At 58.3% G+C, this 26709-nt stretch carries 23 protein-coding genes and 1 pseudogene; 12 read left to right on the top strand and 12 right to left on the bottom strand.

Features of this window, described 5'->3' with window-relative positions; genetic code table 11:
- Positions 1-16 precede the first annotated feature (16 nt).
- Positions 17-964: a zinc-dependent alcohol dehydrogenase family protein gene (locus KIF87_RS08105; protein WP_213328440.1), complete on the top strand. Its 948-nt coding sequence runs from the start codon at positions 17-19 to the stop codon at positions 962-964.
- Between the two features lie 3 nt (positions 965-967).
- Here the strand turns inward: KIF87_RS08105 and KIF87_RS08100 are convergent, their stop codons facing one another.
- Complete coding sequence (locus KIF87_RS08100) at positions 968-2002, bottom strand: AI-2E family transporter (protein WP_213328439.1); 1035 nt, start codon at positions 2000-2002, stop codon at positions 968-970.
- A gap of 133 nt (positions 2003-2135) precedes the next feature.
- Here KIF87_RS08100 and KIF87_RS23595 point away from each other — a divergent pair.
- The 4 genes and pseudogenes from KIF87_RS23595 (at position 2136) to KIF87_RS08085 (ending at position 5354) form a co-directional block, all read left to right on the top strand.
- Positions 2136-2306: pseudogene (locus tag KIF87_RS23595) on the top strand (protein YdgV).
- A 117-nt stretch (positions 2307-2423) separates the two neighbouring features.
- The gene (gene mdtJ / locus KIF87_RS08095) at positions 2424-2786 is read left to right on the top strand and encodes a multidrug/spermidine efflux SMR transporter subunit MdtJ (protein WP_213328438.1); all 363 of its coding nucleotides are present in this window, start codon (positions 2424-2426) and stop codon (positions 2784-2786) included.
- The gene (gene mdtI, locus KIF87_RS08090; RefSeq protein WP_024909144.1) at positions 2773-3102 is read left to right on the top strand and encodes a multidrug/spermidine efflux SMR transporter subunit MdtI; all 330 of its coding nucleotides are present in this window, start codon (positions 2773-2775) and stop codon (positions 3100-3102) included. Before mdtJ ends, mdtI begins: the two co-directional genes overlap by 14 nt.
- A gap of 83 nt (positions 3103-3185) precedes the next feature.
- Positions 3186-5354, top strand: a complete 2169-nt coding sequence (locus KIF87_RS08085; RefSeq protein ID WP_213328437.1) for a bifunctional diguanylate cyclase/phosphodiesterase — start codon at positions 3186-3188, stop codon at positions 5352-5354.
- Between the two features lies 1 nt (position 5355).
- Here the strand turns inward: KIF87_RS08085 and KIF87_RS08080 are convergent, their stop codons facing one another.
- The 9 genes from KIF87_RS08080 to puuD form a co-directional block, all read right to left on the bottom strand.
- A complete protein-coding gene (locus tag KIF87_RS08080) occupies positions 5356-6177 on the bottom strand; it encodes a trypsin-like serine peptidase (protein ID WP_063143028.1) in 822 nt (273 codons plus the stop codon).
- 102 nt (positions 6178-6279) lie between these two features.
- Positions 6280-6363 carry a small membrane protein YdgU gene (gene ydgU / locus KIF87_RS23590; RefSeq protein ID WP_021241182.1) on the bottom strand — a complete coding sequence of 28 codons (84 nt, stop codon included), beginning with the start codon at positions 6361-6363 and terminating at the stop codon, positions 6280-6282.
- 94 nt (positions 6364-6457) lie between these two features.
- A complete protein-coding gene (asr, locus tag KIF87_RS08075; RefSeq protein ID WP_045910376.1) occupies positions 6458-6928 on the bottom strand; it encodes an acid resistance repetitive basic protein Asr in 471 nt (156 codons plus the stop codon).
- Positions 6929-7131: 203 nt separating this feature from the next.
- Positions 7132-8619: a carboxypeptidase M32 gene (locus KIF87_RS08070; RefSeq protein ID WP_213328436.1), complete on the bottom strand. Its 1488-nt coding sequence runs from the start codon at positions 8617-8619 to the stop codon at positions 7132-7134.
- Between the two features lie 150 nt (positions 8620-8769).
- Positions 8770-10041: a 4-aminobutyrate transaminase gene (puuE, locus tag KIF87_RS08065; protein WP_213328435.1), complete on the bottom strand. Its 1272-nt coding sequence runs from the start codon at positions 10039-10041 to the stop codon at positions 8770-8772.
- Positions 10042-10066: 25 nt separating this feature from the next.
- A complete protein-coding gene (locus KIF87_RS08060; RefSeq protein WP_213328434.1) occupies positions 10067-11347 on the bottom strand; it encodes an NAD(P)/FAD-dependent oxidoreductase in 1281 nt (426 codons plus the stop codon).
- Positions 11344-12837, bottom strand: a complete 1494-nt coding sequence (gene puuC, locus KIF87_RS08055) for an aldehyde dehydrogenase PuuC (protein WP_213328433.1) — start codon at positions 12835-12837, stop codon at positions 11344-11346. Before puuC ends, KIF87_RS08060 begins: the two co-directional genes overlap by 4 nt.
- 158 nt (positions 12838-12995) lie before the next feature.
- Positions 12996-13553: an HTH-type transcriptional regulator PuuR gene (gene puuR, locus KIF87_RS08050; RefSeq protein ID WP_013096835.1), complete on the bottom strand. Its 558-nt coding sequence runs from the start codon at positions 13551-13553 to the stop codon at positions 12996-12998.
- A 25-nt stretch (positions 13554-13578) separates the two neighbouring features.
- Positions 13579-14343, bottom strand: a complete 765-nt coding sequence (gene puuD / locus KIF87_RS08045) for a gamma-glutamyl-gamma-aminobutyrate hydrolase (protein ID WP_029739361.1) — start codon at positions 14341-14343, stop codon at positions 13579-13581.
- 214 nt (positions 14344-14557) lie between these two features.
- On the opposite strand from puuD, the gene KIF87_RS08040 reads away from it, so the two are divergent.
- The 3 genes from KIF87_RS08040 (at position 14558) to KIF87_RS08035 (ending at position 17724) form a co-directional block, all read left to right on the top strand.
- The gene (locus KIF87_RS08040) at positions 14558-15976 is read left to right on the top strand and encodes a glutamine synthetase family protein (RefSeq protein ID WP_032657576.1); all 1419 of its coding nucleotides are present in this window, start codon (positions 14558-14560) and stop codon (positions 15974-15976) included.
- Between the two features lie 172 nt (positions 15977-16148).
- A complete protein-coding gene (locus KIF87_RS23585; protein WP_502757626.1) occupies positions 16149-16343 on the top strand; it encodes a YmjE family protein in 195 nt (64 codons plus the stop codon).
- Positions 16333-17724, top strand: a complete 1392-nt coding sequence (locus tag KIF87_RS08035) for an APC family permease (RefSeq protein WP_032657571.1) — start codon at positions 16333-16335, stop codon at positions 17722-17724. The genes KIF87_RS23585 and KIF87_RS08035 overlap by 11 nt, the downstream gene beginning before the upstream one ends.
- 63 nt (positions 17725-17787) lie before the next feature.
- On the opposite strand, the gene ynfM is transcribed toward KIF87_RS08035, so the two are convergent.
- The gene (gene ynfM, locus KIF87_RS08030) at positions 17788-19041 is read right to left on the bottom strand and encodes a multidrug efflux MFS transporter YnfM/SxtP(Kp) (RefSeq protein ID WP_213328432.1); all 1254 of its coding nucleotides are present in this window, start codon (positions 19039-19041) and stop codon (positions 17788-17790) included.
- 121 nt (positions 19042-19162) lie between these two features.
- Between ynfM and ynfL the strand changes: the two genes are divergently transcribed.
- From ynfL to bioD, 3 genes are all read left to right on the top strand, one after another.
- Positions 19163-20095 carry a multidrug efflux transcriptional activator YnfL/SxtR(Kp) gene (gene ynfL, locus KIF87_RS08025; protein WP_213328431.1) on the top strand — a complete coding sequence of 311 codons (933 nt, stop codon included), beginning with the start codon at positions 19163-19165 and terminating at the stop codon, positions 20093-20095.
- A 94-nt stretch (positions 20096-20189) separates the two neighbouring features.
- A complete protein-coding gene (gene mlc, locus KIF87_RS08020; RefSeq protein ID WP_193939767.1) occupies positions 20190-21410 on the top strand; it encodes a sugar metabolism global transcriptional regulator Mlc in 1221 nt (406 codons plus the stop codon).
- A 130-nt stretch (positions 21411-21540) separates the two neighbouring features.
- Entirely contained in the window at positions 21541-22236 is a 696-nt protein-coding gene (bioD, locus tag KIF87_RS08015; RefSeq protein ID WP_111965730.1) for a dethiobiotin synthase, read from the top strand.
- Here bioD and clcB read toward each other — a convergent pair.
- Positions 22171-23481 (bottom strand): voltage-gated ClC-type chloride channel ClcB, encoded by a 1311-nt coding sequence (clcB, locus tag KIF87_RS08010; RefSeq protein ID WP_213328430.1) that lies wholly within the window; start codon positions 23479-23481, stop codon positions 22171-22173. The two genes, bioD and clcB, sit on opposite strands and share 66 nt — an antisense overlap.
- Before the next feature lie 166 nt (positions 23482-23647).
- On the opposite strand from clcB, the gene KIF87_RS08005 reads away from it, so the two are divergent.
- Positions 23648-26709 (top strand): DUF6531 domain-containing protein (locus KIF87_RS08005; RefSeq protein WP_249665849.1); only part of this gene is annotated, 3062 nt, incomplete at its 3' end.

The following is a 26709-nucleotide window of genomic DNA, read 5'->3' as shown; positions in this document are numbered from 1 at the left end:
CAGCCGTGAGATCGTAATGGAAAACCTGGCCCTCTGGTATCGCCGTTTTGGCGAGCCAGAAACCGTTCTGCAACCTGAAACCGCGCCGCTGGGGGCGCTTGCGCCGGGTCAGCTTCGCGTGCAAATGCTGTTTTCTCCGGTGAACGCGTCCGATCTCATTCCCATTACCGGCGCCTACCGCCACCGAACCCCTCTACCGGCGGTAGCGGGGTATGAAGGTGTCGGCGTTGTCACCGACGCGCCCGCGTCGTTTGCGCATCTGCTGGGTAAACGCGTCCTGCCGCTGCGCGGTCAAGGCACCTGGCAGCGCTATGTTGATTGCCCGGCAGAGTATGCCATCCCCGTTCCGGACGCTGTTGACGCACGTCTGGCCGCGCGGGCCTATATCAACCCGCTGGCGGCGCAGATGATGCTTACCCGCTATCCGCCTCAGGGAAAGCGGGTGCTGCTCACGGCTGCCGGGTCGGATTGCGCCATCCTGCTGGGGCAGTGGGCGCGTCAGGCGGGGGCGAAAGCGGTGTACGGAATTCACCGTTCAGCCGTTCACGATGAACGGCTGGAGGCGATGGGGATCATACCCGTCGCGCAGCATGACGCCCAGCGGATTGGCTCCGTCGCCGCGCGTACCGACGTCGTCTACGATGCCACCGGCGGGCCGCTTGCGGAAGCGATCCTCAGCGTGATGCCCGAGCAGGGCATATTTGTCTGCTACGGGCTGCTCTCCGGGCAAACCTTCAGACAGCAACGGCCAGCGCCGCGCGTGGCGTGGTTCCATATTCGAAACGGTCTGGATGCGCTCAGCGCTGAGGCGTGGCGCGCGGAGTTTGACCGCATCTGGCTTAATTTGCCCAACAGCGGGTACAGCGACGTAACGGTGTATCCACTGGCGGAATGGCAGAGGGCGATCGCTACGTATCGCGAAGGAGGAAGGACCCGCAAGCCCCTCCTGTCGATGGCGGACTGACCGCTATTGATGGCTCATATCGCTCAGCAGCACGGCGATGCTTTGCCCGCCCGCCGTCTGTTCCAGGCCAATCTTAACGATGATGGTCAGCGGGACGGAGAGCAGCATCCCAACGGGCCCGAGCAGCCAGCCCCAAAAAATCAGGGACAAAAAGACCACCAGCGTTGAGAGTCCCAGCCCTCGCCCCATCATGCGCGGCTCAAGAATGTTACCGAACACCAGATTGATGACCAGGTATCCGGCCAGCAGGATCAGCGCGTCATAAAGCCCGCTGAAAACCAGCACCTGAAGGATAGGGGGGATCGCCGCCAGCACGGAGCCGATGTTGGGAATGTAGTTAAGTGCAAACGCCAGCAGCCCCCAGACAAACGCAAAGCGAACGTCCAGCGCCAGAAGCATCACCCAGACGACGCCGCCCGTAACCAGGCTAATGGCGGTTTTTAGCACCAGATAGCGGGAGACGCTGTCCAGCGCGCGCTGAATCGCCCCCATTCCTTCAACAGGGCGGACCATTATCTGCTGCAGCTTTGCCGGCAGCTGCGGCACCTCCAGAAGCATGAACACCACCGTTAAAAACAGCAGGAAAATGGAGGTCATAGCATTGGAAAGCTGCGCCAGCAGGCTGGTGACGATCGTCATGGCCGCATTGGGGTCGATATATTTCAGGAGCTCCTCAACCGAGACTTCGATACCCGCGCGCTGCAGCCAGGGTTCCAGCTGCAGCAGCGGTATCGCCAGCGAAGAGCGGTACTTCGGCAGCGTTCGCGCCAGCTCATTTAGCGAGGTCCCCAGATACGCCATCAGCAAGACCATCGCCACAATAATGATGCTGATAAGCAGCGTGATGGCCAACACGCGCGGAATGCGTAGCCGCGTCATGCGCTGTACCAGCGGGTTAAGGATCACCGCAACAAACAGGGCCAGAATAAAAGGCACAATAATGTCGGCGGCAAAACGAACGCCTGTCAGTATGATCACCAGCATGCCCAGCATGATGACAATTTTTAACCCGTTCAGGGTAATGATGGGTTTAGCCATGGTGACTCCGGAATAATCTTTTTATTTATAATAAAGGTGAAAGGCGTTGCAATAAACTAACCAAAATCAAACGGGATGGGTAAAGAATTGCAAAGACTTTGAGTAAAATCCTAGCTTATGGTACAAATTTGGTGTGTTTAACTACTGAGGACAATTTTCATCCGCAAAGACGAGAAGCAACAACGCGGATAATTGTAATTTTATGGACAATATGTTCAGGACGTACTCTTCAAACAATACTGCTGTATACTCCACCTCCTTCTGCCTGCTTTCTGGTGAGCAACACTGGCGCACCGCACTATAGTCATTTCTTCTGCCTGAGCTGGCGCTAAGCGCTTAGCTGTCTGATTTCAATTCGTATTTTTTGGTTTGCTGCACGCAGCGGGCCACGATGGATTATATTCTCAAGCAGGAGAAAAACATGTTTTACTGGATCCTATTAGCGCTGGCAATTATCGCTGAAATTACCGGCACGCTGTCTATGAAGTGGGCAAGCGTCAGCGATGGCAACACCGGTTTTATTTTGATGCTGGTGATGATTTCGCTTTCTTATATTTTCCTCTCGTTTGCGGTGAAAAAAATTGCGCTGGGCGTCGCGTATGCACTCTGGGAAGGGATCGGTATTTTGTTGATTACGCTGTTCAGCGTGCTGATATTTGACGAAACGTTAACAACAATGAAGGTCGCCGGATTAACGACGCTGGTCGCGGGTATTGTGCTGATTAAATCCGGTACCCGAAAGCCTGGCAAAACGCAGAAGGAGCAGAACCATGCAACAGTTTGAATGGGTTCATGCGGCCTGGCTGGGGCTCGCCATCGTGCTGGAAATCCTGGCGAACGTTCTGCTGAAATTCTCGGATGGTTTTCGCCGTAAACTCTACGGCCTGATGTCGATTGCCGCGGTGCTGGGGGCGTTCAGCGCCCTGTCCCAGGCGGTAAAAGGGATCGATCTTTCGGTGGCCTATGCGCTGTGGGGTGGTTTTGGTATCGCCGCCACGCTGGCCGCAGGCTGGGTACTCTTCGGCCAGCGCTTAAATAACAAGGGCTGGATGGGGCTTATACTGCTCCTTGCCGGCATGATCATGATAAAACTCGCCTGACAGACCTCGAACCATGATTTACAGGCAGCGAAATTCGCTGCCTGTATTACGCTTAGAAAAGCAAAACATGAAGAGGATGGCTGATGTATCGCACATTAAGCTGGCGCAATATTCCCAATGCGAGAACGTTGTTTGCCATGGTCTTCATGGCGGGGATCGGCTTAATCATCTCCATCGTCGCACTGCTCTACCTTTCCCTGCATCTTATCAGCACCAAAACCAACGAAATTGATGAACACCGCACGGCGCTTTCCGTGCAGGGGGCCATTCAGACCTCGGTTAACCGCGTCTCCTCTCTGGTGCTTGATAACGCCGTCTGGGACGATGCGGTGCGGGAGGCCTACCGTCCCACGCTCGATCCCGACTGGCTGTACAACACCTGGGGTGCCGGCTTTAAAATCAATAACCTCTACGACGGGACCTTCGTGCTGGATGAGCATTTCAACGTCCTCTGGGGATCGTTTCAAAGCCGACCCTTTGACGAAAAAAACCTCGACTTCTTTGGCAAAGGCCTCAAAGCGCTTATCGACCAGCACGGGCGAGCGCTCGCGGGTGAAAAAAATATCTATGCGGGGATCAGCCAGACGCGCACCGGCGTGGCCTTTGTCGGCATTGGGCTGATTCGCCCGATGGTCGGCAGGTTACAGATCCACGACGGAACGCGTCGCTATCTGGTGATCACCCGCCATCTTAACGCCAGAATCTTATCCGACCTGGGCGGCACCTTTCAGATCGATAACCTCCACTTTACCCCTGACAAAATTAACGAGCGCAGCATGCCGCTGCACAGTGCAGCAGGGGAGTTAGTCGGATTTCTGAACTGGCAGGCGCGGCTTCCGGGCGCGCAGGCTGCCCGGGCGGCATCTTCTGACATCAGGCAGATTGTGGTGCTGGCGTCGGCGCTGATCCTGCTTTTCATTCTGGTGAGCAGCGTGGGGCTGTACAAACTCGCGCGCGGCGAAAGCCAGGCGCGGCTGGTTGCAAGAACGGACTGGCTAAGCCATTTACCTAACCGGCGCGCGCTCATCGAGGCGCTGGATCGGGTGCGTTTACGCGGCGATACCGACGTCAAAAGCGTGGTGTTTATCGATCTCGATGGCTTTAAGGATGTGAATGACATCTACGGCCACAGTGTGGGTGACGATCTCATCGTGGCGATAGCGAAAACGCTGAATGAACGCGTGCCGCCCGGCGGGATGCTGGCGCGCATGGGCGGGGATGAGTTCGCCATGACCATCGGCGGTGATGATGCAGAGGCGCAGGCTACCGCCTTTGCCGTTTCCGTGCTGGATTATCTCACCACCCCGGTTCTGCTGGGGGAACGCACAATCCATATCGGTGCCAGCATCGGTATCGCCAGCGGAACCCTGACTGAATGCAACAGCTCAGAACTGTTTCGCCGCGCCGATATTGCCATGTATCACGCCAAAATGAGCGGGAAAGGGCGTATCACCCACTACGACGCGGAGCTGAACAGCGTCCGGGAACGCAAGCTGGCGATTGAGAATCAGATTCGTGACGGCCTAGAGCGCGATGAGTTTGAGGTCTGGTATCAGCCGATTATTGACGCCCGCAGCCAGACAATGAGCAGCGTCGAAGCGCTGGTCCGCTGGCCGCGTCGCCCGGAGGGGCCGCTTGGTCCGGATACCTTTATCGCCATTGCGGAGACCAGCGGTCTGATTTACAAACTGAAACTGGGTCAGTTTGTGCTGCAGCGGGCCTGTGAGGATCTGCAACCGTACGGTGAACTAAAGCTTTCCGTTAATATCTCGCCCGCGCAGTTTCGCGATCCTGCCTTTGAAGAAAAAGTGGCCAGCGTGCTGGAGAGCACCCGTTTCCCGGCCCACCGGCTGCAGCTTGAGGTCACGGAGAGCTATGTGCTAGAAAATCCGGAGCGTGCCCGCATGGCGATAGCCAATCTTAAAGCGCTGGGCACCGCGGTGGCGCTGGATGATTTTGGTACCGGCTATTCCAGCATTGGCTATTTGCGGCGTTTTAACTTCGACACCATCAAGATTGATAAATCCCTGGCCGGGCTGGTGGACCACGATGAACAGGCGGCAGCGCTGGTGAGCGGCACGGTGCGGATCGCCAATGCGCTGGGCATGGCGGTGGTGGCAGAAGGGGTGGAAACCGAGAAGCAAATGAAACTGCTGCGGCTGGCTGGCTGCGATCAACTGCAGGGTTTTTGGTTCAGCCAGCCTATGCCGATTGAGTCAATCAGAGCGTTACGTAAGGTCAGACGCTGCTGATTTACTGCTGCGCCAGCGCTTCCAGCTGGTCGCGGAAACCGGTAACGGACAGGGCCCGGTTGTCGGCGCGCCATCGGTCTTTTGCCGCAGGGGCAGAGCTCTGGACTCCGATCAGCTGCCAGCCGTTTTCCGTCTTCAGCATCAGCGGCGAACCGCTGTCACCCGGCAACGTATCACACTGATGCGAAAGCACGCTGTTTTGCGCCCAGCCCGTCACAATACAGTCGGTATGCGTATAAAGCGTATCCAGATGATCGACAGGATAGCCTGACTGCGTCACCTTTCGGTCGGCGGCTTTCAGCGCGGCGGTGAGTGCGGCTTTGTCGCCGTCAAATAACGGCAGCGGCGTAATGCCAGAAGGCGGGTAGCGCAAAACGATCAGGCCAAAATCCCATGAGGCGGCCGCCGGTGGCACTATCCAGCCGTCACCATCCGGTTTCAGACGTTTGCCGAGAGACGGATCAACCCGGCCTTCAATGCCGTGGATTTCATAGCGCCAGGTCCCTTTTTGCGACACAAACCGCAAGGCAACCGCTTTATCCGGCTTGCCGTTTGGCGGAGTTAACAGACAGTGGCCTGCCGTCAGGGCTAGCTGTGGGGTGATCAACGTCGCGGTACATAAGTTACCGCTGGCGGTTTCCAGTTGACCTATTGCATCCCAGGGGGCCTGGGTGGGATCGGCGACGCGCGTACGATCGTCATGACCGAAAAAAAGCGTCTTTAGCTCTTTCGCGCTAATGGTGTCATCACCGCCATCATCCGCATGTGAGAACCCAGAAAAAAGACCAAACGTTCCCAGTAACAACACAACAGATTTACGCATATCACACTCTGGTGGGGGTAATTATGATTATTAAAAGTGAACCCTATGAAAATACTATAGACGGGACAGCGCTAAAGTGGGAGTAAAATCAGCGTGCTACAATCAGGAAAGATAAAAATGGCTTGCGATGAGCGCGCATAAAATAAGCAGGATCAGAATCAGCTCAAACCGATAGCGTCGCAGCATACGCCCTCCGGATAAAAAAAAACGGCGCGGAACCTGTTCCGGTTCAGCGCCGGTTTACCAACGTGCCCCGAAGGGCACGGTTAAGCTTGTACTCTTACGCAGCTGGCTGTGCAGCTGGTTTAGCAGCTTCGTGTTTTACTGCTTTTTTGTGATGCTTTTTAGCAGCCTGAGCTTTCTGTTCTACAGCTGGTTTAGCAGCTTTTTTGTGGTGATGTTTTTTAGCGGCCTGAGCTTTCTGCTCTACAGCCGGTTTAGCGGCTTTCTTGTGGTGGTGCTTTTTAGCCGCCTGTGCTTTCTGTTCTACAGCGGGTTTAGCGGCTTTTTTGTGGTGCTTTTTGGCAGCCTGAGCTTTCTGCTCGGTTGGTGCTGCGGTTGCTGGTGCAGCGGCTTCTTTTTTCGCTGCAGCTTTATGATGTTTCTTATGGTGAACCGCTTTTGCTGGCGCAGCGGTGGTGGTTGCAGCAGGTGCGGCAGCCGGTGCAGCAGTTGCGGTAGTGTCAGCAGCAAACGCAGCAGAAGACAGACCCATAGCAGCGGCAACAACCAGAGCTAATACTTTATTCATTCTCATACCCTCGAATTTGGTTTTTCATTTAACCCCACTGCGGGGCCGTTGAAATAACTATATCCCTGTAAATTCGAGGTTTCCGTGAGTGATTGGTATCGGCGTGTAACCATATGTACATTGCCAGGGTTCTGCACGGACGATTGAGGGAGAGGGCTGGGGTGAGGGGGAACATTGAGGTCCCTCACCCCCGGCCAAACAGATTACAAATAGCGCGAGGTCAGATGTTCGCGGAAGTAACGGATATTCAGATCCTCGCCCGTCGCCTGGGTGATTAACTGCGACGTGCTGAAGCGGCTGCCGTGCTGCCAGACGTTCTGACGCAGCCACTCAAAGAGTGCGGAAAAATCGCCCTCAGCGATGGAGGCCTGCAGACCCGGAAGCGCCGTTTTGGCCGCATGGAACAGCTGGGCGGCGTACATGGCGCCAAGCGTATAGGACGGGAAGTAGCCAAAACCGCCGTCGGTCCAGTGGATATCCTGCATACAGCCGTTGCGGTAGTTGTCTTTGGTAGATAACCCGAGCCAGGCCTGCATTTTCTCATCCCACAGTGCAGGAATATCGTCCACCTCGATCTCACCGTTGATCAGCGCGCGCTCAATCTCATAGCGCAGCACCACGTGTGCCGGGTAGCTCACTTCGTCCGCATCGACGCGGATATAGCCAGGCTTCACGCGCTGGTTCCAGGCAATAAAGTTCTCTTCGCTGAACGCCGCCTGGCTGCCAAAGCGGGCGTGCACCGCAGGGAGAAGATGCTTGAGGAAGGCCTCGCTACGCCCGAGCTGCATTTCAAAGAACAGGCTCTGTGACTCATGGATCGCGGTTGAGCGCGCCAGGGCAATCGGCTGTCCTGCCCACGCGCGCGGCAGGTTTTGTTCGTAGCGGGCGTGTCCGGTTTCGTGGATCACGCCAAACAGCGCGCTGAGCAGTTCATCCTCGTCATAGCGCGTGGTGATGCGCACGTCCTCCGGGACGCCGCCGCAGAACGGGTGCGCACTGACGTCCAGGCGACCGCCGTTAAAATCGAAGCCGAGCACCTTCATGGCTTCCAGGCCCAGCTCGCGCTGGGTTGCCGTCGGGAAGGGACCCTGCGGGGGGATAAACGACCGTTGGGCCTGCTTTTCCACCACATTTGCCAGCAGGTCCGGCAGCCAGGACTTCATATCGCCGAACAGAACGTCCAGACGCGCGCTGGTCATGTCGGGCTCAAAAATATCCAGCAGCGCGTCGTACGGCGTACAGCCTTTGGCTTCAGCCCGCAGGCGAGCCTCTTCGCGGCTGAGTTTGACCACCTCTTTCAGGTTAGCGGAGAAACCCTGCCAGTCGTTGGCGGGGCGCTGCGTGCGCCAGGCGTGCTCACACCTGCTGCCCGCGAGGGATTTGGCTTCCACCAGCGATTCCGGCAGCAGGGTGGCCTGCTGATAGTGGCGCGTCATTTCGCGCAGGTTGGCCTGCTCGACGTCATTCAAATCTTCACCTGCCGCTGCGGTCAGCCATTCGCCCACCTTTTTATCGGTCAGGAGTTGGTGCTGCAGGACGCTCATCTCCGCGAGTGCTTCACCGCGCGCGGCGCTGCCGCCTGGCGGCATCATGGTGAACATGTCCCAGCTGGCGATGGAGGAGAGGTGAGAGAAGCGGGAGAGACGCTGGAAGGTTTTCGCAAGTGACTGATAGGCTGATGTTTTTTGCAATTCTTATTTCCTCTTGCCAGGGATGTGTTTCAGGGAGCATACAATGAAACAGACCAAATTCCCCAACATTTCCCACACGGAGGAAATCAATGCCGATCTCCTCCGTTGAAACCGTCGCCGCAATTCCGGGAGACGGTTTTCGGTGGGCACTTAGGCCTTATCACGCATAACCTGCTGCAGGATCGCCAGCGCCTGGCTGAACTGGGCATCCGGAATGGTCAGCGGATAAAGGAAGCGGATCACGTTGCCGTACTGGCCGCAGATCAACAGCAGCAGGCCCCGGGCGAGCGCCTTTTGCTGGATCGCCTGCGCGATGGCGGCCGAAGGTTCGCGGCTCTCGGGATCAAAAAACTCCGCCGCAATCATCGATCCTCTTCCCCTAATCGCCACGAGCGCAGGAAAGCTGCCCTGAATTTCCTCCAGCGTGGCTGTCAGTCGTTCGCCCAGATGACGGGCGCGCGCGCACAGTGACTCGCTGTCGATAATATTCAGCACCGCATGCGCGGCGGCCACCGCAAGCGGGTTGCCTGCATAGGTTCCCCCCAGACCGCCGGGAGCCGGCGCGTCCATGATCCCGGCGCGGCCCACCACGCCTGACAGCGGCATTCCGCCTGCCAGGCTTTTAGCCATCGTCATCAGGTCGGGCTTGTCCGCGTAGTGTTCCATGGCAAACAGTTTACCCGTACGGGCGAAGCCGCTCTGCACTTCGTCTGCAATCATCACGATCCCGTGCTCATCGCAGATACGGCGGATGGCGGCCACCAGCTCAGGCGGGGCGACGTTGAATCCGCCTTCACCCTGAATGGGTTCAAAAATAATCGCCGCCACCTGTTTCGCCTCAATATCCGCTTTGAACAGGCGCTCAATCGCCGTGATGGCATCCTGCGTCGTGATGCCGTGCAGCTCGGAGGGATACGGCACGTGATAAACCGACCCCGGGAAGGGGCCAAATCCCAGCTTATAGGGCGCGACCTTGCCGGTTAACGCCATGGTCATATAGGTTCGTCCGTGAAAGCCTCCCCCGAAGGCAATCACACCCGGTCTGCCGGTGTGGGCCCGGGCGATTTTAATGGCATTTTCCACCGCTTCCGCGCCCGTTGTGAAGAACGCCGTCTTGGCCGGGCTCTGCACCGGGGCCAGCTCGTTAAGCTTTTCGGCTAATGAAACGTAGCTTTCATACGGCACAATCTGATAGGCCGTATGGGTGAACTGGTGAAGCTGTTTTTCCACTGCGGCCACCAGTTCAGGGTGACGATGGCCGGTATTCAGTACCGCGATCCCGGCGGCGAAATCAATATAGTCGTTGCCTTCCATGTCGGTAAGCGTGGCATTCTCCGCCGTGCGGGCAAAGAAATCACACATTACGCCTACGCCGCGCGGGGTGGCAGAAAGTCTGCGCTGATGAAATTCCTGGTTACTCATGTCAGATACCTTTTTGTCGAAACGATCATACGCCAAGACGATCGCGCAGGCTGTAATACGCCGCGCCCATCGCCGTGAATGGGATCCGCAGGCTGCGACCGCCCGGGAAGGGGTAGTGCGGGAGTTTGGCAAACGCATCAAAGCGTTCAGCGTCACCGCGCAACAGTTCAGAGATCAGCCGTCCGGCCAGGTGGGTGCAGGTCACGCCGTGGCCGCTGTAGCCCTGCATGTAATAGATATTTTTATCCAGACGACCAAACTGCGGCATACGCGACAGGGTCAGCAGGAAGTTGCCCGTCCAGCGGTAGTCGATTTTGACGCCTGCCAGCTGAGGGAAGGTTTGCAGCAGCTTTGGCATCACGAGGCGCTCGACATCGTCCGGATCGCGCGCGCCATAGACTACGCCACCGCCGTACAGCAGGCGGTTGTCGGCGGTGAGGCGGTAGTAATCCAGCAGGTAGTTGCAATCTTCCACGCAGTAGTTGTTGGGGATCAGCGTGCGGGCTACCTCCTCCGGCAGCGGGGCGGTGGTCACCACCTGGGTGCCGCAGGGCATGCTGCGTTTTGCCAGTTCCGGTTCTATCTTATCGCCCAGATAGGCATTCCCGGCGACGATCACGTATCGGGCAGTCACCTGGCCATGCTGCGTGCTCACCACTGCCGGGCTGGTGTGCTGAATGGCGGTCACCGGGGACTGTTCATACACCCGCCCGCCGTTCAGGCGAATGGCGTCCGCTTCGCCGATCGCCAGGTTAAGCGGATGAATGTGCCCTCCGCTGCGGTCCAGCAGCGCGCCGGTATAGCGGTCGCTGTCGACTTCCCGGCGGATGGCGCTGGCGTCCAGCAGCTCCAGCTGCGTGTTGCCGTAGCGTTCCCAGTTGGCTTTTTGCTCCTCCAGCGTCTCCATCTGCTTATGGTTTAACGCCACAAACAGCCCGCCGGGACGATAGTCGCACTGGATCTGATAGCGCTGGATACGCTCCCGGATGATTTCCCCGCCTTCAAACATCATGCTCCCGAGGACTCTGGCGGCGTCGGGTCCGTAGTTTTTCTCAATCACGTCGATATCGCGGCTGTAGGAGTTAACCAGCTGGCCGCCGTTGCGCCCGCTGGCGCCGAAGCCGATGCGCGCCCCTTCAAGGAGCACCACGTCGTAGCCCATTTCGGCGAGATGCAGCGCGGAGGAGAGGCCGGTATAGCCGCCGCCCACCACGCACACGTCACAGCTGATCGACTCGTTAAGCGTCGGGAAAGGTTCGTAAGCGTTCGCGCTGGCCGCGTAGTAGCTGGTGGTATGTTCGGTCATGATTGAGGCTCCAGGGCAATCCAGATGGTTTTCAGTTCGGTGAATTTTTCCAGCGCGTGCAGGGACTTATCGCGGCCGTTGCCGCTCTGCTTATAGCCGCCAAAGGGTACGGTCATATCACCGTCGTTATAGTTATTGACGAAGACCGAGCCTGCTTTCAGGCGGCGGCTCATGCGGTGCGCGCGGGAGAGATCGCGGGTCCATACCGCCGCGCCAAGCCCATATTCACTGTCGTTGGCCAGCGTTAAGGCTTCCTCTTCGGTTTTAAAACGGGTGACGACCAGCACCGGCCCGAAAATCTCTTCCCGGCACAGCGGGGAGGCAGGATCGATGTCGACAAAAATGGTTGGACCTACTGCGGAAGGCCATGATTGTTCCCGCCCGTCCAGCAGCAGCGTGCCTTTTTGGGTTCCCTCGCGAATAAACGTGTGGACGGTATCGGCGTGCGCAGCGTCGATGAGCATTCCCATCGTGCTGTCGGGATCGAGCGGATCGCCCGGCTGCCAGTGACGGGCCTGCGCTTTCAGCTTCGCCAGGAAGTCATCGGCGATGTTGTCCTCGAGCAGCAGGCGGGTACCGGCGATACAGACTTGCCCCTGGTTATAAAAAATCCCGGCGGCGGTCGCGCTCACGGCCTTGTCCAGGTCCGGACAGTCGGCAAAGATAATGTTGGCGCTCTTGCCGCCTGCCTCCAGCCAGACGCGCTTCATGTTGCTTTCACCCGCGTCCTTCAGCAGCTGCTTGCCGGTACGGGTTGAACCGGTAAACGTCAGCACCTCGACCTCCGGATGCAGTGCCAGCGCCTGGCCCGCTTCGTGGCCGTAACCGCTTATTACATTTAGCACGCCGTCCGGCAGGCCCGCCTCTTTCGCCAGCCCGGCCAGCCGCAGGGCGGTGAGCGGCGATTTCTCCGACGGTTTCAGTACCACGCTGTTGCCCGCGATCAGTGCCGGGCCCAGCTTCCAGCAGGCCAGCAGCAGCGGGAAGTTCCAGGGGACGATGGCCGCGACAACCCCGATCGGCTCGCGCACGATCATCGCCAGCTCGCCCGGACCCGTAGGTGCCACTTCGCCGTAGACTTTATCCGCCGCTTCGGCGTACCAGCGAATGGCGCGCGCCGCGCCGGGAATATCGTCGCGCAGGCTGTGGCGAATGGGTTTACCGGTGTCCAGCGTTTCCAGTAAGGCCAGCTCTTCGCCGTGGCGCTCCATCAAATCGGCGAGCTTATGCAGCACGGCCTTTCGCTGCGCCGGAGACGCCTGCGACCAGTCACCGCGCTCAAATACCTCACGCGCGGCCTGAACCGCGAGGTCCACGTCCGCCTGCTTGCCCCGCGCCACGTTAGCCAGCGTCTGCCGGGTAGCGGGATTGACGGTTTCAAACGTGGCATTATCGGCGGCGTTACAATAGGCACCGTTAATAAATAGCCGGGTCTCAATGGCGCTGTTTTTTGCTTTATCCTGCCAGTAAGTCAGGTGCTGAAAATGCATATTCACTCCTTTCTTTCGCAATCAGATAAATAAAGGCATGGCCGTTTCAGGCAATACGAAGCCGTGGGGCATCCCGGGAATTAACCCGTTGAATGCCGACATCGATCGTTTTTTATTTGTCCCGGCGTAAGCGCGCTTACGCCGGGACTGAGTGGTAATTAGAACGTGGTGGGGGTGTGGGCACTGATAATGCGGCAGATGCCTGCCGAGGTGTTGCTGAAGCTGTGCGGTATGCCGGTATTGATGGCATAGCTCTGCCCCGCAACCAGGTGATAAGGCTGGCCATTAATAGTCAGCACTATTTCACCTTCCAGTATCGTACCGATCTCCTCACCCTGATGTTTGATCCTCTCTCCGGTCGTGGTTCCAGGCTGGTAAGTTTCAAAAATCATCGCCAGCGTACGGTTCGGATTTCCGTTATGAACCAGCTTCATCGAAACACCCTGACTGCCTATTTCGATAAGGTCTTCCTGATTAATAACCACCTGCGGTTCATCAGGTTTTTCCGGTTCCGAAAAGAATTCCGAGAGCGACAGCCCATAAACTTTCAGCAGCTTTTGCAGCGTACTGATGGCAGGACTGACTTTATCCTGCTCAATGGTGCTGATGGCACTGTGTGTTAACCCAGACAGTTCGGCGGCACGCCGCTGCGAGAGACCCAGCTGCTGGCGGATCTCTGACAGACGTTTCCCTGGCGCCAGTCCGTCATCGCTCATAGTTGCATTTCCTTTACGATAGTGGTCAAAGCCGTTGCTTCTCGGCAACGTGGCTTTGACAGGCGGTGATAAAACCTTCAAACAACATGCGTGACAGGGCGTACTCGCTGCTGTTCCATTCGGGGTGCCATTGCACGCCGAGGGCAAAAGGGTGGTCATGAACGCTAACCGCTTCGACCAGCCCGTCCGTCGAGCGGGCCTCCACGCGAAGCCGTGGTCCTAACGTTCGTGCGCCTTGCCCGTGTAACGAGTTTACCCAAAATTTGTTGCAGCCTGGTATTAATTGAGACAGCAGTCCTCCCTCCTGAACCTGAACTTCATGAGACGGGGCGTATTGTAGCTCAACCGGCAGTTCAGCATCCTCCCGGTGTTCAAGCAGGTCGTTCTGCTCGAACAGGCGGCGATACAGCGTCCCTCCCGTCGCAACAACCAGTTCCTGCAGCCCCCGGCAGATGGCGAAAATGGGGATGCGCCTTTCGAGCGCGGCGGCAATCAGCGCCATACTCAGAAGATCTCGCCCGGGATCGGCGTTAGGCTCATCGCCGTTTTCACCATAAAGGTGCGGCTGCACGTTACTTGGGCTGCCCGGCAGGTAAATTCCGTCCAGGGTTGGCAGCAGGGCGGCCATTAGCTCTGGCTCTGCCAGCGCATGCGGTAAGGCAATAGGTAAGCCCCCCGCGTTAATAACGGCATTCAGGTACTTTTCTTGCAGGGTCTGGGTCTCATGACCCTTAAGCCTGTTTCTACACATCACCACGCCAATAACTGGCTTGTTCATTATATTTTCCATGATCGCCCTCACAAAGTGGACTAAATTTAGGCCATTCTCACCTCTGGAACGGCCTTTTCGTTCAATATTTTCTCAATCTAGCAACGGGATCTGCCTTTTGCAAACTTAATTTAACATTTGACAAACAATTTGTTTGCATACAAATTCGATAGGGTGGACATTATATTTGACAGTCCAGAGCAGCGAACGCAAATCCCAAAAACGGTGGTAAATCATGGAAACCAATATCGTAGAAGTTGAGAACTTTGTGCAGCACACGGATGAGAGGCGGGGCAGCGCCTTTACGCAGGAAGTGAAGCGCTATTTAGAAAAGTATCCTGACACCCAGTTTATTGATGTCCTCCTGACCGACCTGAACGGCTGTTTTCGCGGCAAACGCATCCCCGTTGCCGGACTGAGCAAACTTGAAAAAGGCTGCTATTTCCCGGCATCGGTTTTCGCCATGGACATTTTGGGTAACGTCGTGGAAGAGGCGGGCCTGGGGCAGGAGCTCGGCGAGCCGGACTGTATCTGCGTGCCGGTACCGGGCACCCTGACGCCGTCCGCCGCCGACCCGGAATACATTGGTCAGGTGCAGCTCACCATGGTCGATGAAGATGGCGCTCCCTTTGACGTTGAGCCGCGGAACGTACTCAACCGACTCTGGCAGCAGCTGCGCCAGCGCGGTCTGTTCCCCGTGGTAGCGGTAGAGCTGGAGTTCTATTTGCTTGACCGTAAACGCGATGCCGAAGGCTATCTGCAGCCCCCCTGCGCGCCGGGCACCGACGTGCGTAACACGCAGAGTCAGGTCTACTCGGTTGACAACCTGAACCACTTTGCTGACGTGCTGAATGACATTGACGAGCTGGCGCAGCTGCAGCTGATCCCCGCCGACGGGGCAGTGGCCGAGGCCTCTCCGGGCCAGTTTGAGATTAACCTGCACCATACGGAAAACGTGCTTGATGCCTGCGATGATGCGCTGGCGCTAAAACGTCTCGTCAGGCAGATGGCGGAAAAACATAAGATGCACGCCACGTTTATGGCAAAGCCGTATGAAGAGCATGCGGGCAGCGGGATGCATATCCACATCAGCATGCAAAACAACAGAGGCGAAAACGTGCTCGCAGACGCCAGCGGCGAGGATTCCGCGCTGCTGAAACGCGCGCTGGCCGGGATGATCGACCTGATGCCAGCGTCCATGGCGCTGCTGGCGCCGAACGTCAACTCCTACCGCCGTTTCCAGCCGGGAATGTACGTGCCGACGCAGGCCTCATGGGGACACAACAATCGCACGGTTGCCCTGCGTATCCCCTGCGGCGATCGCCATAACCATCGGGTCGAGTACCGGGTGGCGGGAGCAGACGCGAATCCGTATCTGGTGATGGCGGCAATTTTTGCCGGCATTCTACATGGGCTGGATAACGATTTACCCCTGCAGGAAGAAGTGGAAGGCAATGGTCTGGAGCAGGACGGGCTGCCGTTCCCGATCCGTCAGAGCGATGCGCTGTGGGAATTTATGCAAAACGATCGTCTTCGCGAGCGGCTGGGCGAGCGTTTCTGCCACGTCTATCACGCCTGCAAAAATGATGAATTACTGCAGTTTGAACGCCTGATTACCGAAACTGAAATTGAGTGGATGCTGAAAAACGCCTGATAACGTGCCCCGGTAAGGGGCCGCTTTGTTTCATCGCATACGTATCATCCAACGGCCTGCGCGGAGCCTGGCCTAACTGTTCGCTGGCACGCCAGCTATCTCCCGGGAGTCGCGTTATGGAGCGCAGGCGGCACAGGGATTTTCTTAACGACACTGTGTGACGAGGTAAGAAATGATGCAGATGTTCAACTATCCGCAGGGCGAAGGGGGCCAGTCAGGCGCCTGCTGTGAGTGCGAACCAGAGACGGCGCGCTGGTACGATCGCGTTTGTTCTTTACAACTTCCCCCTTTGCTAAGCAGGTTTGCGTTAAGGTCAACGCGATTGCAAACCACGGTAAGCATGGGGGGGACGGTTTATGGCGACTAACACCTCTCTTGACTCGCCGGGCATGGCCGGAAGAACCCGGCTGCGCAGTTCCCTCAAGCTCTGGCAGGTGGTCATGATGGGGCTGGCTTACCTCACCCCCATGACCGTGTTTGATACCTTCGGCATTGTGTCCGGTATCAGCAATGGCCATGTGCCCGCCTCGTATCTCCTGGCGCTGGCTGGCGTCATGTTTACCGCCATCAGCTACGGCAAGCTGGTACGACAGTTCCCGGAAGCGGGCTCTGCGTACACCTACACGCAGAAATCGATCGGACCCCACCTCGGTTTTATGGTCGGCTGGTCATCGCTGCTGGACTATCTCTTTCTGCCGATGATCAACGTGCTGCTGGCGAAGATCTACCTTTCCGCGCTGTTCCCTGAAGTTCCGCCGTGGGTCTGGGTGGTGGGGTTTGTGACGATCCTGACGCTGGCGAACCTGAAGAGCGTTAATTTGGTCGCTAACTTTAACACTCTGTTCGTGCTGGTGCAGGTCGCCATCATGGTGGTGTTTGTCATACTCGTGGTGCATGGCCTGCACAAGGGTGAGGGCGTCGGCACCGTCTGGTCGCTCCAGCCGTTTATCAGCGAGAACGCACACCTGATCCCTATTATTACCGGCGCGACGATCGTCTGCTTCTCTTTCCTCGGCTTTGACGCGGTCACCACGCTGTCGGAGGAGACGCCAAACGCGGCGCGGGTGATTCCCAAAGCCATTTTCCTGACCGCGCTGTATGGCGGGCTGATATTCATTGTTGCCTCGTTTTTCATGCAGCTCTTTTTCCCGACGATCGCGCGCTTCAAGAACCCGGACGCCGCGCTGCCGGAAATTGCGCTGTACGTGGGCGGCAAGCTCTTCCAGTCGGTGTTTCTGTGTACCACGTTTGTGAATACGCTCGCTTCAGGCCTGGCCTCGCACGCCAGCGTCTCACGCTTGTTGTATGTGATGGGGCGTGACAACGTCTTTCCGGAGCGGGTGTTTGGTTACGTGCACCCGAAATGGCGGACCCCGGCTCTGAACGTCATTATGGTAGGGATAGTGGCGCTGTCGGCCCTGTACTTTGACCTCGTGACCGCGACGGCGCTGATCAACTTTGGCGCGCTGGTGGCGTTTACGTTTGTTAATCTCTCGGTGTACAACCATTTCTGGCGGCGTAAGGGGATGAACAAAACGTGGAAAGATCGGTTCCACTATCTTCTGCTGCCGCTCATTGGTGCCGTAACGGTCGGGGTGCTGTGGATAAACCTCGAAGCGACGTCCCTGACGCTTGGCCTCATCTGGGCGGCACTGGGGATCCTTTACCTGACATGGCTAACGCGCCGTTTCCGCAAACCGCCTCCGCAGTTTGAAGCCGCTAAGATAGAGCAGGCCTGGGATTCCTGAACGATAAACGGCACCAGTACGCTGGTGCCGTTTATCGGGGTCGGACATCAGCCCGTAGGCTTGCTATCTTAGACGTTTATGAAGACTTGCCCCCACCAGCAGCGCCGCGCACAGCATCAGCGCGATAAACCCGCCCACACCGTTCCAGCCGTAGTTATGCCAGAACACGCCGCCGAGGGTCCCGGCGATGCTGGAACCCAGGTAATAGCTAAACAGATACAGCGACGATGCCTGACCTTTGGCGCGACGCGCGCGCGGGCCAATCCAGCTGCTGGCGACCGAGTGAGCGGCGAAGAACCCCGCGGAGAAGAGCAGCATTCCGGCAAAAATCAGCCACAGGGAGGAAAAGAGCGTCAGCAGCAGGCCGACCAGCATCACCGCCGTGAAGAACAACATCACCGGGCCGCGCCCATAGCGTGCGGTCATTGCTCCGGCTTTTGGCGAACTCCAGGTACCGGTGAGGTACGCCACGGAAAGCAGGCCAACCACCGCCTGGCTGAGATGCCACGGGGAAAGCATCAGGCGATAGCCAATATAGTTAAACAGCGTGACAAACGACCCCATCAGCAGAAAGCCGACCAGGAACAGGCGCGGCAGCCCTTTGTCACGCCAGTGCAGGCGGAAGTTGATAAACAGCGTTTTTGGGCGCAGAGAGGTCGGGCGGAAATGGCGCGATTCCGGCAGGATTTTCCAGAACATCAGGGCTGATGCCAGCGCAAAACACCCGATTACCGCCAGGGCAATACGCCAGCTAAAGAAGTCCGTAAAGACCCCGCTCAGCAGGCGTCCGCTCATTCCGCCAATCGAGTTCCCGCTGATGTAAAGCCCCATCGAGAAGGCAACAAAGCTCGGGTGGATCTCCTCGCTGAGGTACGTCATCCCAACCGCCGCCACGCCGCTGAGCGAGAGCCCAATCAGCGCGCGCATCACCAGAATACCGTGCCAGCTGGTCATCATGGTCGAGAGTAACGTACAGACCGACGCCAGCATCAGCGCGGTCACCATCACCTGTTTACGGCCAATGGCGTCGGACAGCGGCCCGGTAAAGAGCAGGCCAATCGCCAGCATCCCGGTTGAAATAGAGAGTGAAATACTGCTGCTGGCAGGCGATACGCCAAACTCATGAGAGAGAACGGGCAGGATCGGCTGAACGCAATAGAGCAGGGCGAAGGTCGCCAGACCGGCGGAAAAGAGCGCCAGCGTGACGCGCATAAATTGGGGGGTACCACGTTTAATGAACTGGACCGGCTGCGGTGCTGTGGGTAAATCATTGATATCTCTTGCCGGATCGATATCAATAGTAGTTGTACGACTCACACAGTTTCCTTGCTTAAACATCCCCGTGATTTCTGGTGACGGGTATGACCACATGTTCAGGGTAGGAAAATGTAAATATTCTGTCTAATATATTAATAATCTCAAATGATACTTTAAAAATATGAATATCGAGCTGCGTCATCTTCGCTACTTTGTCGCCGTCGCCGAGGAGCTGCATTTTGGCCGCGCGGCGGCACGGCTGAATATCTCTCAGCCACCGTTAAGCCAGCAAATACAAATCCTGGAACAGCAGGTCGGAGCGCGCCTTCTGGCCCGCACCAACCGCAGCGTGAGCCTGACGGCGGCGGGGAAGCAGTTCCTTACCGACAGCCGACAAATTCTGAGCATGGTCGATGACGCCGCCGCTCGGGCAGAACGGCTCTATCTCGGGGAAGCCGGAGAACTGCGAATCGGGTTTACCTCGTCCGCGCCGTTTATCAGCGCCGTTTCGGAGACCCTTTCGTCATTCCGTCGTCACTTTCCGGATGTTCATATTCAGACGCGCGAAATCAACACCCGCGAGCAGATTGCGCCGCTGAATGAAGGTTCGCTGGATCTGGGGCTGATGCGTAACACCCAACTGCCGGACACGCTGGCGTGGGAGGTGATCCTGCGCGAGCCGCTGATGGCGATGATCCCACACGATCACCCGCTGGCGTCGCGTCCGGCGGTCTCGCTGGCAGAGCTGGCAAAAGAGCCGTTTGTCTTTTTTGACCCGCAGGTCGGGACAGGTCTGTATGACGATATCCTGGGACTGATGCGCCGCTACGATCTCGCCCCGGTCATCACCCAGGAGGTGGGGGAAGCGATGACCATTATTGGCCTGGTGGCGGCCGGGCTGGGCGTGTCTATTCTTCCGGCCTCCTTTAAGCGGGTACAATTGCGCGAAATGCGCTGGGTGACCATCGCCGAAGAGGATGCCGTTTCAGAGATGTGGCTGGTCTGGTCGAAGCACCGCGAGCAGAGCCACGCCGCGCAGCGCTTCAAACAGCAGTTAATTAGCGCCTCTGCCGGGCGGCATTTCCAGGGAAAAGGGGGTAAAAATGTGCGGTAAATCACATGGCTAAGTAAATATTTGACGACGGACATGGAAGTGCTTCACCATAGCAAACAGTTTATTTCGAAGCTCGAAAATAAGGGAGTACGAGGTGGTTGCTGATAGTCAGCCAGGGCATATCGATCAGATTAAGCAGACCAACGCTGGCGCGGTGTATCGCCTGATTGATCAGCTTGGTCCGGTTTCGCGTATCGATCTTTCGCGCCTGGCACAACTGGCACCTGCCAGTATCACCAAGATTGTCCGCGAGATGCTGGAAGCGCACCTGGTTCAGGAGACGGAAATTCAGGAGCCGGGCAGCCGTGGCCGTCCGGCAGTCGGGCTGGTGGTTGAAACGGAAGCTTGGCACTACCTGTCACTGCGCATCAGCCGGGGGGAGATCTTCCTTGCGCTGCGCGACCTGAGCAGCAAGCTGGTGGTGGAAGACCGCCTTGAACTGCCGCTCAACGCGGAGGAACCGCTCCTCGACGCGATTGTCTCGCACATCGATCACTTCTTTATCCGCCATCAGCAGCGGCTTGAACGCTTAACGGCGATTGCCATCACCATGCCGGGGATTATTGATACCGAAAACGGTATTGTTCACCGCATGCCGTTTTACGACGACGTCAAAGAGATGCCGCTGGGCGAGGTGCTGAAAAACCATACCGGCGTGCCGGTCTATATTCAGCATGACATTAGCGCCTGGACGATGGCGGAGGCGCTGTTTGGCGCGTCGCGCGGCGCGCGGGATGTGATTCAGGTGGTCATCGACCATAACGTCGGGGCGGGCGTGATCACCGACGGACGTCTTCTCCACGCCGGAAGCAGCAGCCTGGTGGAAATTGGCCACACCCAGGTCGACCCGTACGGCAAGCGCTGCTACTGCGGGAACCACGGCTGTCTGGAGACCATTGCCAGCGTGGAAAGCGTGCTGGAACTGGCGCAGGTCCGGCTCGGCCAGTCCATGAGCTCCTCGCTGCACGGACAACCCCTAACGGTGGACTCCCTCTGCGCCGCCGCGCGCCAGGGCGATCTGCTGGCGAAGGACATTATTACCGGGGTGGGAAATAACGTTGGCCGCATCCTGGCCATTATGGTGAACCTCTTCAACCCGCAAAAAATCCTCATTGGCTCACCGCTGAGCCAGGCGGCGGAGATCCTCTTCCCGGCGATCTCGGCCTGTATCCATCAGCAGTCGCTTCCCGCCTACAGCAAAAATATTGCGGTAGAAAGCACCCAGTTTTCCAACAAGGGTACGATGGCAGGCGCGGCGCTGGTCAAAGACGCCATGTATAACGGCTCGCTGCTGATCCGCCTGCTACAGGGTTAACTCTTTTCCGCAGATGTAAGAAAAATTGCGCTATCTCAAGCCGGGTAGCGCACGCATCCCGTAGACTTCCTCCACTGAATTATTTACCTGGTTTATATTTTCGAAGCATACCCAAGAGGTGGAGTGAGTCATGCTTAAGCGTTTCTTTGTTACTGGTACAGATACCTCTGTCGGCAAGACCGTCGTATCCCGCGCATTGCTGCAGGCGCTGGCAGCAAGCGGTAAACGCGTGGCAGGGTACAAACCGGTCGCAAAAGGCAGTAAAGAGACGCCAGAGGGATTGCGTAATAAAGACGCCCTGGTGCTGCAAAGCGTCTCGTCACTGGAACTGCCTTATCACGCGGTCAATCCCATTGCGTTAAGCGAAGAGGAGAGCAGCGTAGCGCACAGCGGCCTGATTAATTATCCCCTGTTGTCCGACGGCCTGGCGAACTTGAGCGAGAAGGTTGACCACGTGGTGGTTGAAGGAACGGGCGGCTGGCGCAGCCTGATGAATGACCTGCGCCCGCTGTCTGAATGGGTCGTGCAGGAGCAGCTTCCGGTGGTGATGGTGGTGGGTATCCAGGAAGGGTGCATCAACCACGCGCTGCTGACGGCGCAGGCGATCGCCAATGACGGCCTGCCGCTGATTGGCTGGGTAGCAAACCGCATCAACCCGGGCCTGGCGCACTACGCGGAGATCATCGACGTGCTGAGCACCAAGCTGCCCGGACCGCTGGTGGGCGAGCTGCCTTATCTGCCACGCGCCGAGCAGCGCGAGCTAGCGCAGTACATCGATCTCTCTGCCCTCGGTGGCGTGCTGACCGTAGATCGAGTCGTGGCGTAACGTCCGCGACAATACGGACGCCACCACGCAGGCGACCAGCAGGCCGGGCAGTAAAAAATACTGCCCGGTCATTTCACAGACCATCAGCGCCGACATAATGGGCGCATGCGTGGTCGCGGCAAGTAGCGTTGCCATCCCTGCCAGCCCCAGCAGAATCGCCGTCTCAGAACCCGGTAGCCAGAGCGCGAACAGCTGCGCAAACAGCATCCCCGTTGCCATACCGACAAACAGCGTGGGCGTAAATACCCCGCCCGGCGCGCCCGAACCGCTGCTCGCCAGTACCGCCAGCAGTTTACAGATGAACACCCCGGCAATTACCGACAGCAGCGGCGGCGCGAGCAGAAAAGCCTGAACCACGCTGTAGCCATTCCCCCATACCTTCGGCGTCAGGAGAGACAGCAGCCCGACGATCGCACCGCCCAGCGCTAATTGACACGGCGGCGAAAGCTTGAGGCGCAGGAAAAGACCGTGGCTGAACGCCATCAGCCACATCAGCAGCGGTCCGCAGAGACCCGCCACCGGCCCCATCGCGACCAGCAGGGCATAATCGGCCGCGGTGAGAATGCCGCTCAGATGGACCGCGTAGAGCGTACCGGCGCCCGGAGCCAGAAGCTGCGTGGTGAGAAGCGCCACCACCGCCGCGATAACCACGGGGCCGAGCGAGGCCAGCATCAGCGTGCCAAACAGAATCTCAGCGATGAACAGGCTTCCGGCTAACGGAGCATGGTAGGCGCTGGCCATCCCGGCGGCGGCGCCACAGGCTATCCATAATTTCCATTCGGATTGGGGCGTAAAGCGACGGGCGAAAAGGGAGGCGGCGAGGGCGGCAAGCAGGATCATCGCCCCTTCACGCCCGATGGCGCTTCCGCTGGCCACGACCAGCAGCGACGCAAGGGATTTCACAAGGCTTGCGCCGTAGTCAAACTGACCGTCACCGGTCTCCAGGGCTTCCATATAATCGGTAGGGGCATGAGGCCGCTGCGCCGTCAGACGCTGCCATCCCCAGAGCAGCAGCCCGGCAGCCAGCCCACCCAGCGCCGGCGTCAGCGCGCGCCGCCAGGGCGAGAGCGACGCGGCGGCATTCACCAGGCTGCCGCTGTCGTTGCTGAGAAGCAGCCACTCCAGCAGGTACATGCTGTGGCGGAACACCGCCACGGCCAGCGCGGCCAGCACGCCGGTGACGCTGGCAATCAGGAGACGACGAAACATCGCGCGGATGTCGGGGTACGTATGAAGACGTTGCATGAGTTGTAATTTTACGTGGTCGATACGGTATCAGGCACAATTCTGAATTTACATGCAATATCTTTTTTTGACGATATTCCCTCAATATCATCGATATATGCAGGATTTATATCCACAGCCTGCGGTAGCTATCCCAATATCAAGCACAAATTCACGGATGAAATATATGGGCACGGAAATCCTGCTTGCCGGCTATGTCGCTGGTATTGAGACCGAGCTTTCTCTTTTTAAAAACAATGAACTTATCACTCAGGAGTACCGGCAGTTCGTGCGCGAGTGGGCGCGCGCCAGCCATGTTTCCGGCATGCTGGGTGGCCCCACGCTGGAGATGGAACGCATTATTGCCCTGAATGGCAGGGAAACCGTTGTCGATGACGATGACGGCAGGGCGCTCAGCGCGGCGATTGTCTGCCCGAAAAACCGCACCCTTACCGTGGTCCTCAGGCACCAGTCGATAACCGACCTGCCTGTCCCGGACGCCAGTATTGAGCTGTATGAAACCCCCTCGTTTGCCCCTGACAAACGGGTTGACGTAAAAATAACGGATGAAAGCGGCAGGGCCGTTTTTACTGACCTGAAGGCAGGTAAAAGCTATTACGCCCGGGCCGTCGATCCGGCGCTGGAAGCGCACAACGATGCCCTGCTGGCGGCCTATGACGAACTTTCCCGACAGCAATACGGCGTCCTGGCAGCCCGGTGGGATGAATACCGTCCGCACTGGACGCGTAATGCCATTACGGACGGCCTGTCCGCTGCTTTCAGTGAAGGGTTATTCAGTTCGCTGACCGACCTCTGGAGCGACATCAAGCTGGCCTGGAATATCATCTCCAGCCCGGCGCCGTATCTGAGAGATATCGCAGATGCCCTCACGCAGGCCGGCGAATGGGTGTCCGGCCTCACGCTTCCGGATTTTTCAGGGGCCCTTGAGGCCAACAAGGCGCGCGCCCGTGAGCTGATGGCGCTGTTTAACGATGAAGCTGCCCTGTATCTGCTCACCCGCGCCACCCTGCTGCGCCTGCGAATGTATCCCTGGGGACAACTGCTCACCCCCCTGGCCGAATTTGCGGGGGAAATCCTTTCCGGTCTGGTATTCGGGGCGCTGCTGACCCTGGTTACCGGTCCAGGAGGCCCGGCTTTTCTGGCGTATAAAGTGGTGCGAATGCTGACGCGCTACGGCCCCCGCTTCGGACGAACGATCCGGACCTTATGGCAGGCGCTGACTGACATCATGAAGGACATGGTCAGCGTCATGTCCGGTTTTCTGGACAACCATGGCGCCATTAACCATCAGCGCCAGAGCAATGCCCGGCTGGGGATCAATCATGAAACCGAACTGGGTACCAGCCGTCACACCGAAATCGGCCTGAAAACCCGCGAGGAAAGTTCTCCAGCCACGGACCCCGGCGGCAACCCGACGAAAAATACCTACGCCTGCGATACGGACGGCTGCCCGGTATCCTTGATCAACGGGGAAGAGCTGCTGGCGCTGACGGATTTCACGCTGCCCGGCACCGTCCCGTTCAGTATTGGCCGGCAGTACCGCACCACGGCGGTTGAGGAGGCGTCAACGCTCGGATATGGCTGGCGGCATACGCTCGATCATCGCCTCACCTTCACCGACAGCCATATTCTGTGGCGGGACCATGAGAACGTCACCCTGCGCCTGCCGCTACCGGACCCCACGATCCCCGTCTCCCGTAACCCGCTGGCCGGTGCCAGGGCCTGGTGTGATAACGCAGAGAATACTTTCGTACTGAACGCGCCATCGCTGAATGGCTGGCTGATGCATGTGGTACGGTCTGCGGACAGCCCTCAGGGACGCGTGAGCGGATTTTCCCGCCAGCGTCAGCGCTGGCAGGTGGAATACGAAGGGGAATTACCCGTCAGGCTGGTCAGCACGGCGGGGATGCTGCTGCATCTGAACTACCGCGAACACGCCAGGGGACCGCGGCTGAGTTCACTGGTGTTCGAAAACACGCGCCTGGACATGGCGCGTGGTGCCGTGACGGTGATGCGCTACGACCACGATGACGAGGGACGCCTCTGCCTGGCCAGGGCACCGGGACAGGAGGCCGAACGCTACCACTACCGGGACGATCATCTTTTTACCTGCCGCGAGCTGCCCGGCGGGGCGAAATTTTACTGGGCGTGGTCCGGTTCGGGTAAACAGGCCCGGGCCGTACGCCACTGGAGCAGCCTTCCGGGCCTGTCCCGGGAGTATATCTGGCAGGCCGGCGGGCGCGTCACGGTTCGCCACGAAGACGGCGCGGAAGAGCACTGGCGGCACGATCCGGAGACCGCCCGGCTGCTCGAACAGACCGGTGCGGACGGTGCCACCACCCGATATGAATATGATACCCGGGGCAACCTTGTCTCGCTGACCGATCCGTCGGGCGCGGTAACCCGCTGGCGTCATAACCGTGACGGCCAGGTCACGGAGGAAAGCCTGCCGGACGGGCAAATTATTCGTCGCCATTACAGCGCGGGCCGCTGTACTGAGCAGATTATCTACAGCGCTGACGGGCTGGCAAAACAGCGGGAGCGCTGGCGTTACGACGCTGACGGATGCCTGCTGGCATCGACCGACGCCGAAGGAAACACCCTGCGCTATCGCTGGTCGGAAGAAGGCGCGCGGGTCGCAACGGAATGGGCGGACGGAAGTAATGAAACCCGTCAGGTTAACGCCGCGGGCCTGGTGATACGTCAGAAAGACCGCACGGGAAAAGTGACCGCCTTTCGCTACGACCTGCTGTGCCGGCCCGTCTGGCAGGGCAACCCTGAGACCGGAAAAGGGGAGCAGATCCTCCGGGACGACGCGGGCAATCCGGAGTGCATTATCCATGAGGACGGCAGCGAGCGCAGATGGACGTGGAACGGTGACGGCCAGCTGCTGACGGAGCAGGATGAAGCGGGGCATATCACCCGCTACAGCTATCTCCCCGGCACCGCGCTGCTGAGCGAAATCATTTACCCTGATAATACCCGGGAGACGTACCGGTACGACCTTCGTACGGGACAGGTCACTGAGATCGCTGACGGCAGCGGCCAGCGCTGGCTGCTGCGTTACACCCGCACCGGTCTCCTGGCGGAGGAGATCCGGGTCGACGGTATCCGTCTGTGCCGGGACTATGATGCCTGTGGCAGGCTCATCACCCTGCGGGAATATGACCTCAGCGGCAGAGAGGAGCAGGTGCGTGTCACCCGCCTGACGCGGGATGTGTCCGGGCG

The sequence above is a fragment of the Enterobacter sp. 120016 genome (assembly GCF_018383635.1).
In the GTDB taxonomy this organism is placed as follows: Bacteria; Pseudomonadota; Gammaproteobacteria; order Enterobacterales; family Enterobacteriaceae; genus Enterobacter; species Enterobacter asburiae_D.
Note: the sequence above shows the minus strand (reverse complement) of the source record. Positions and strands in the feature narration are given on the sequence as shown.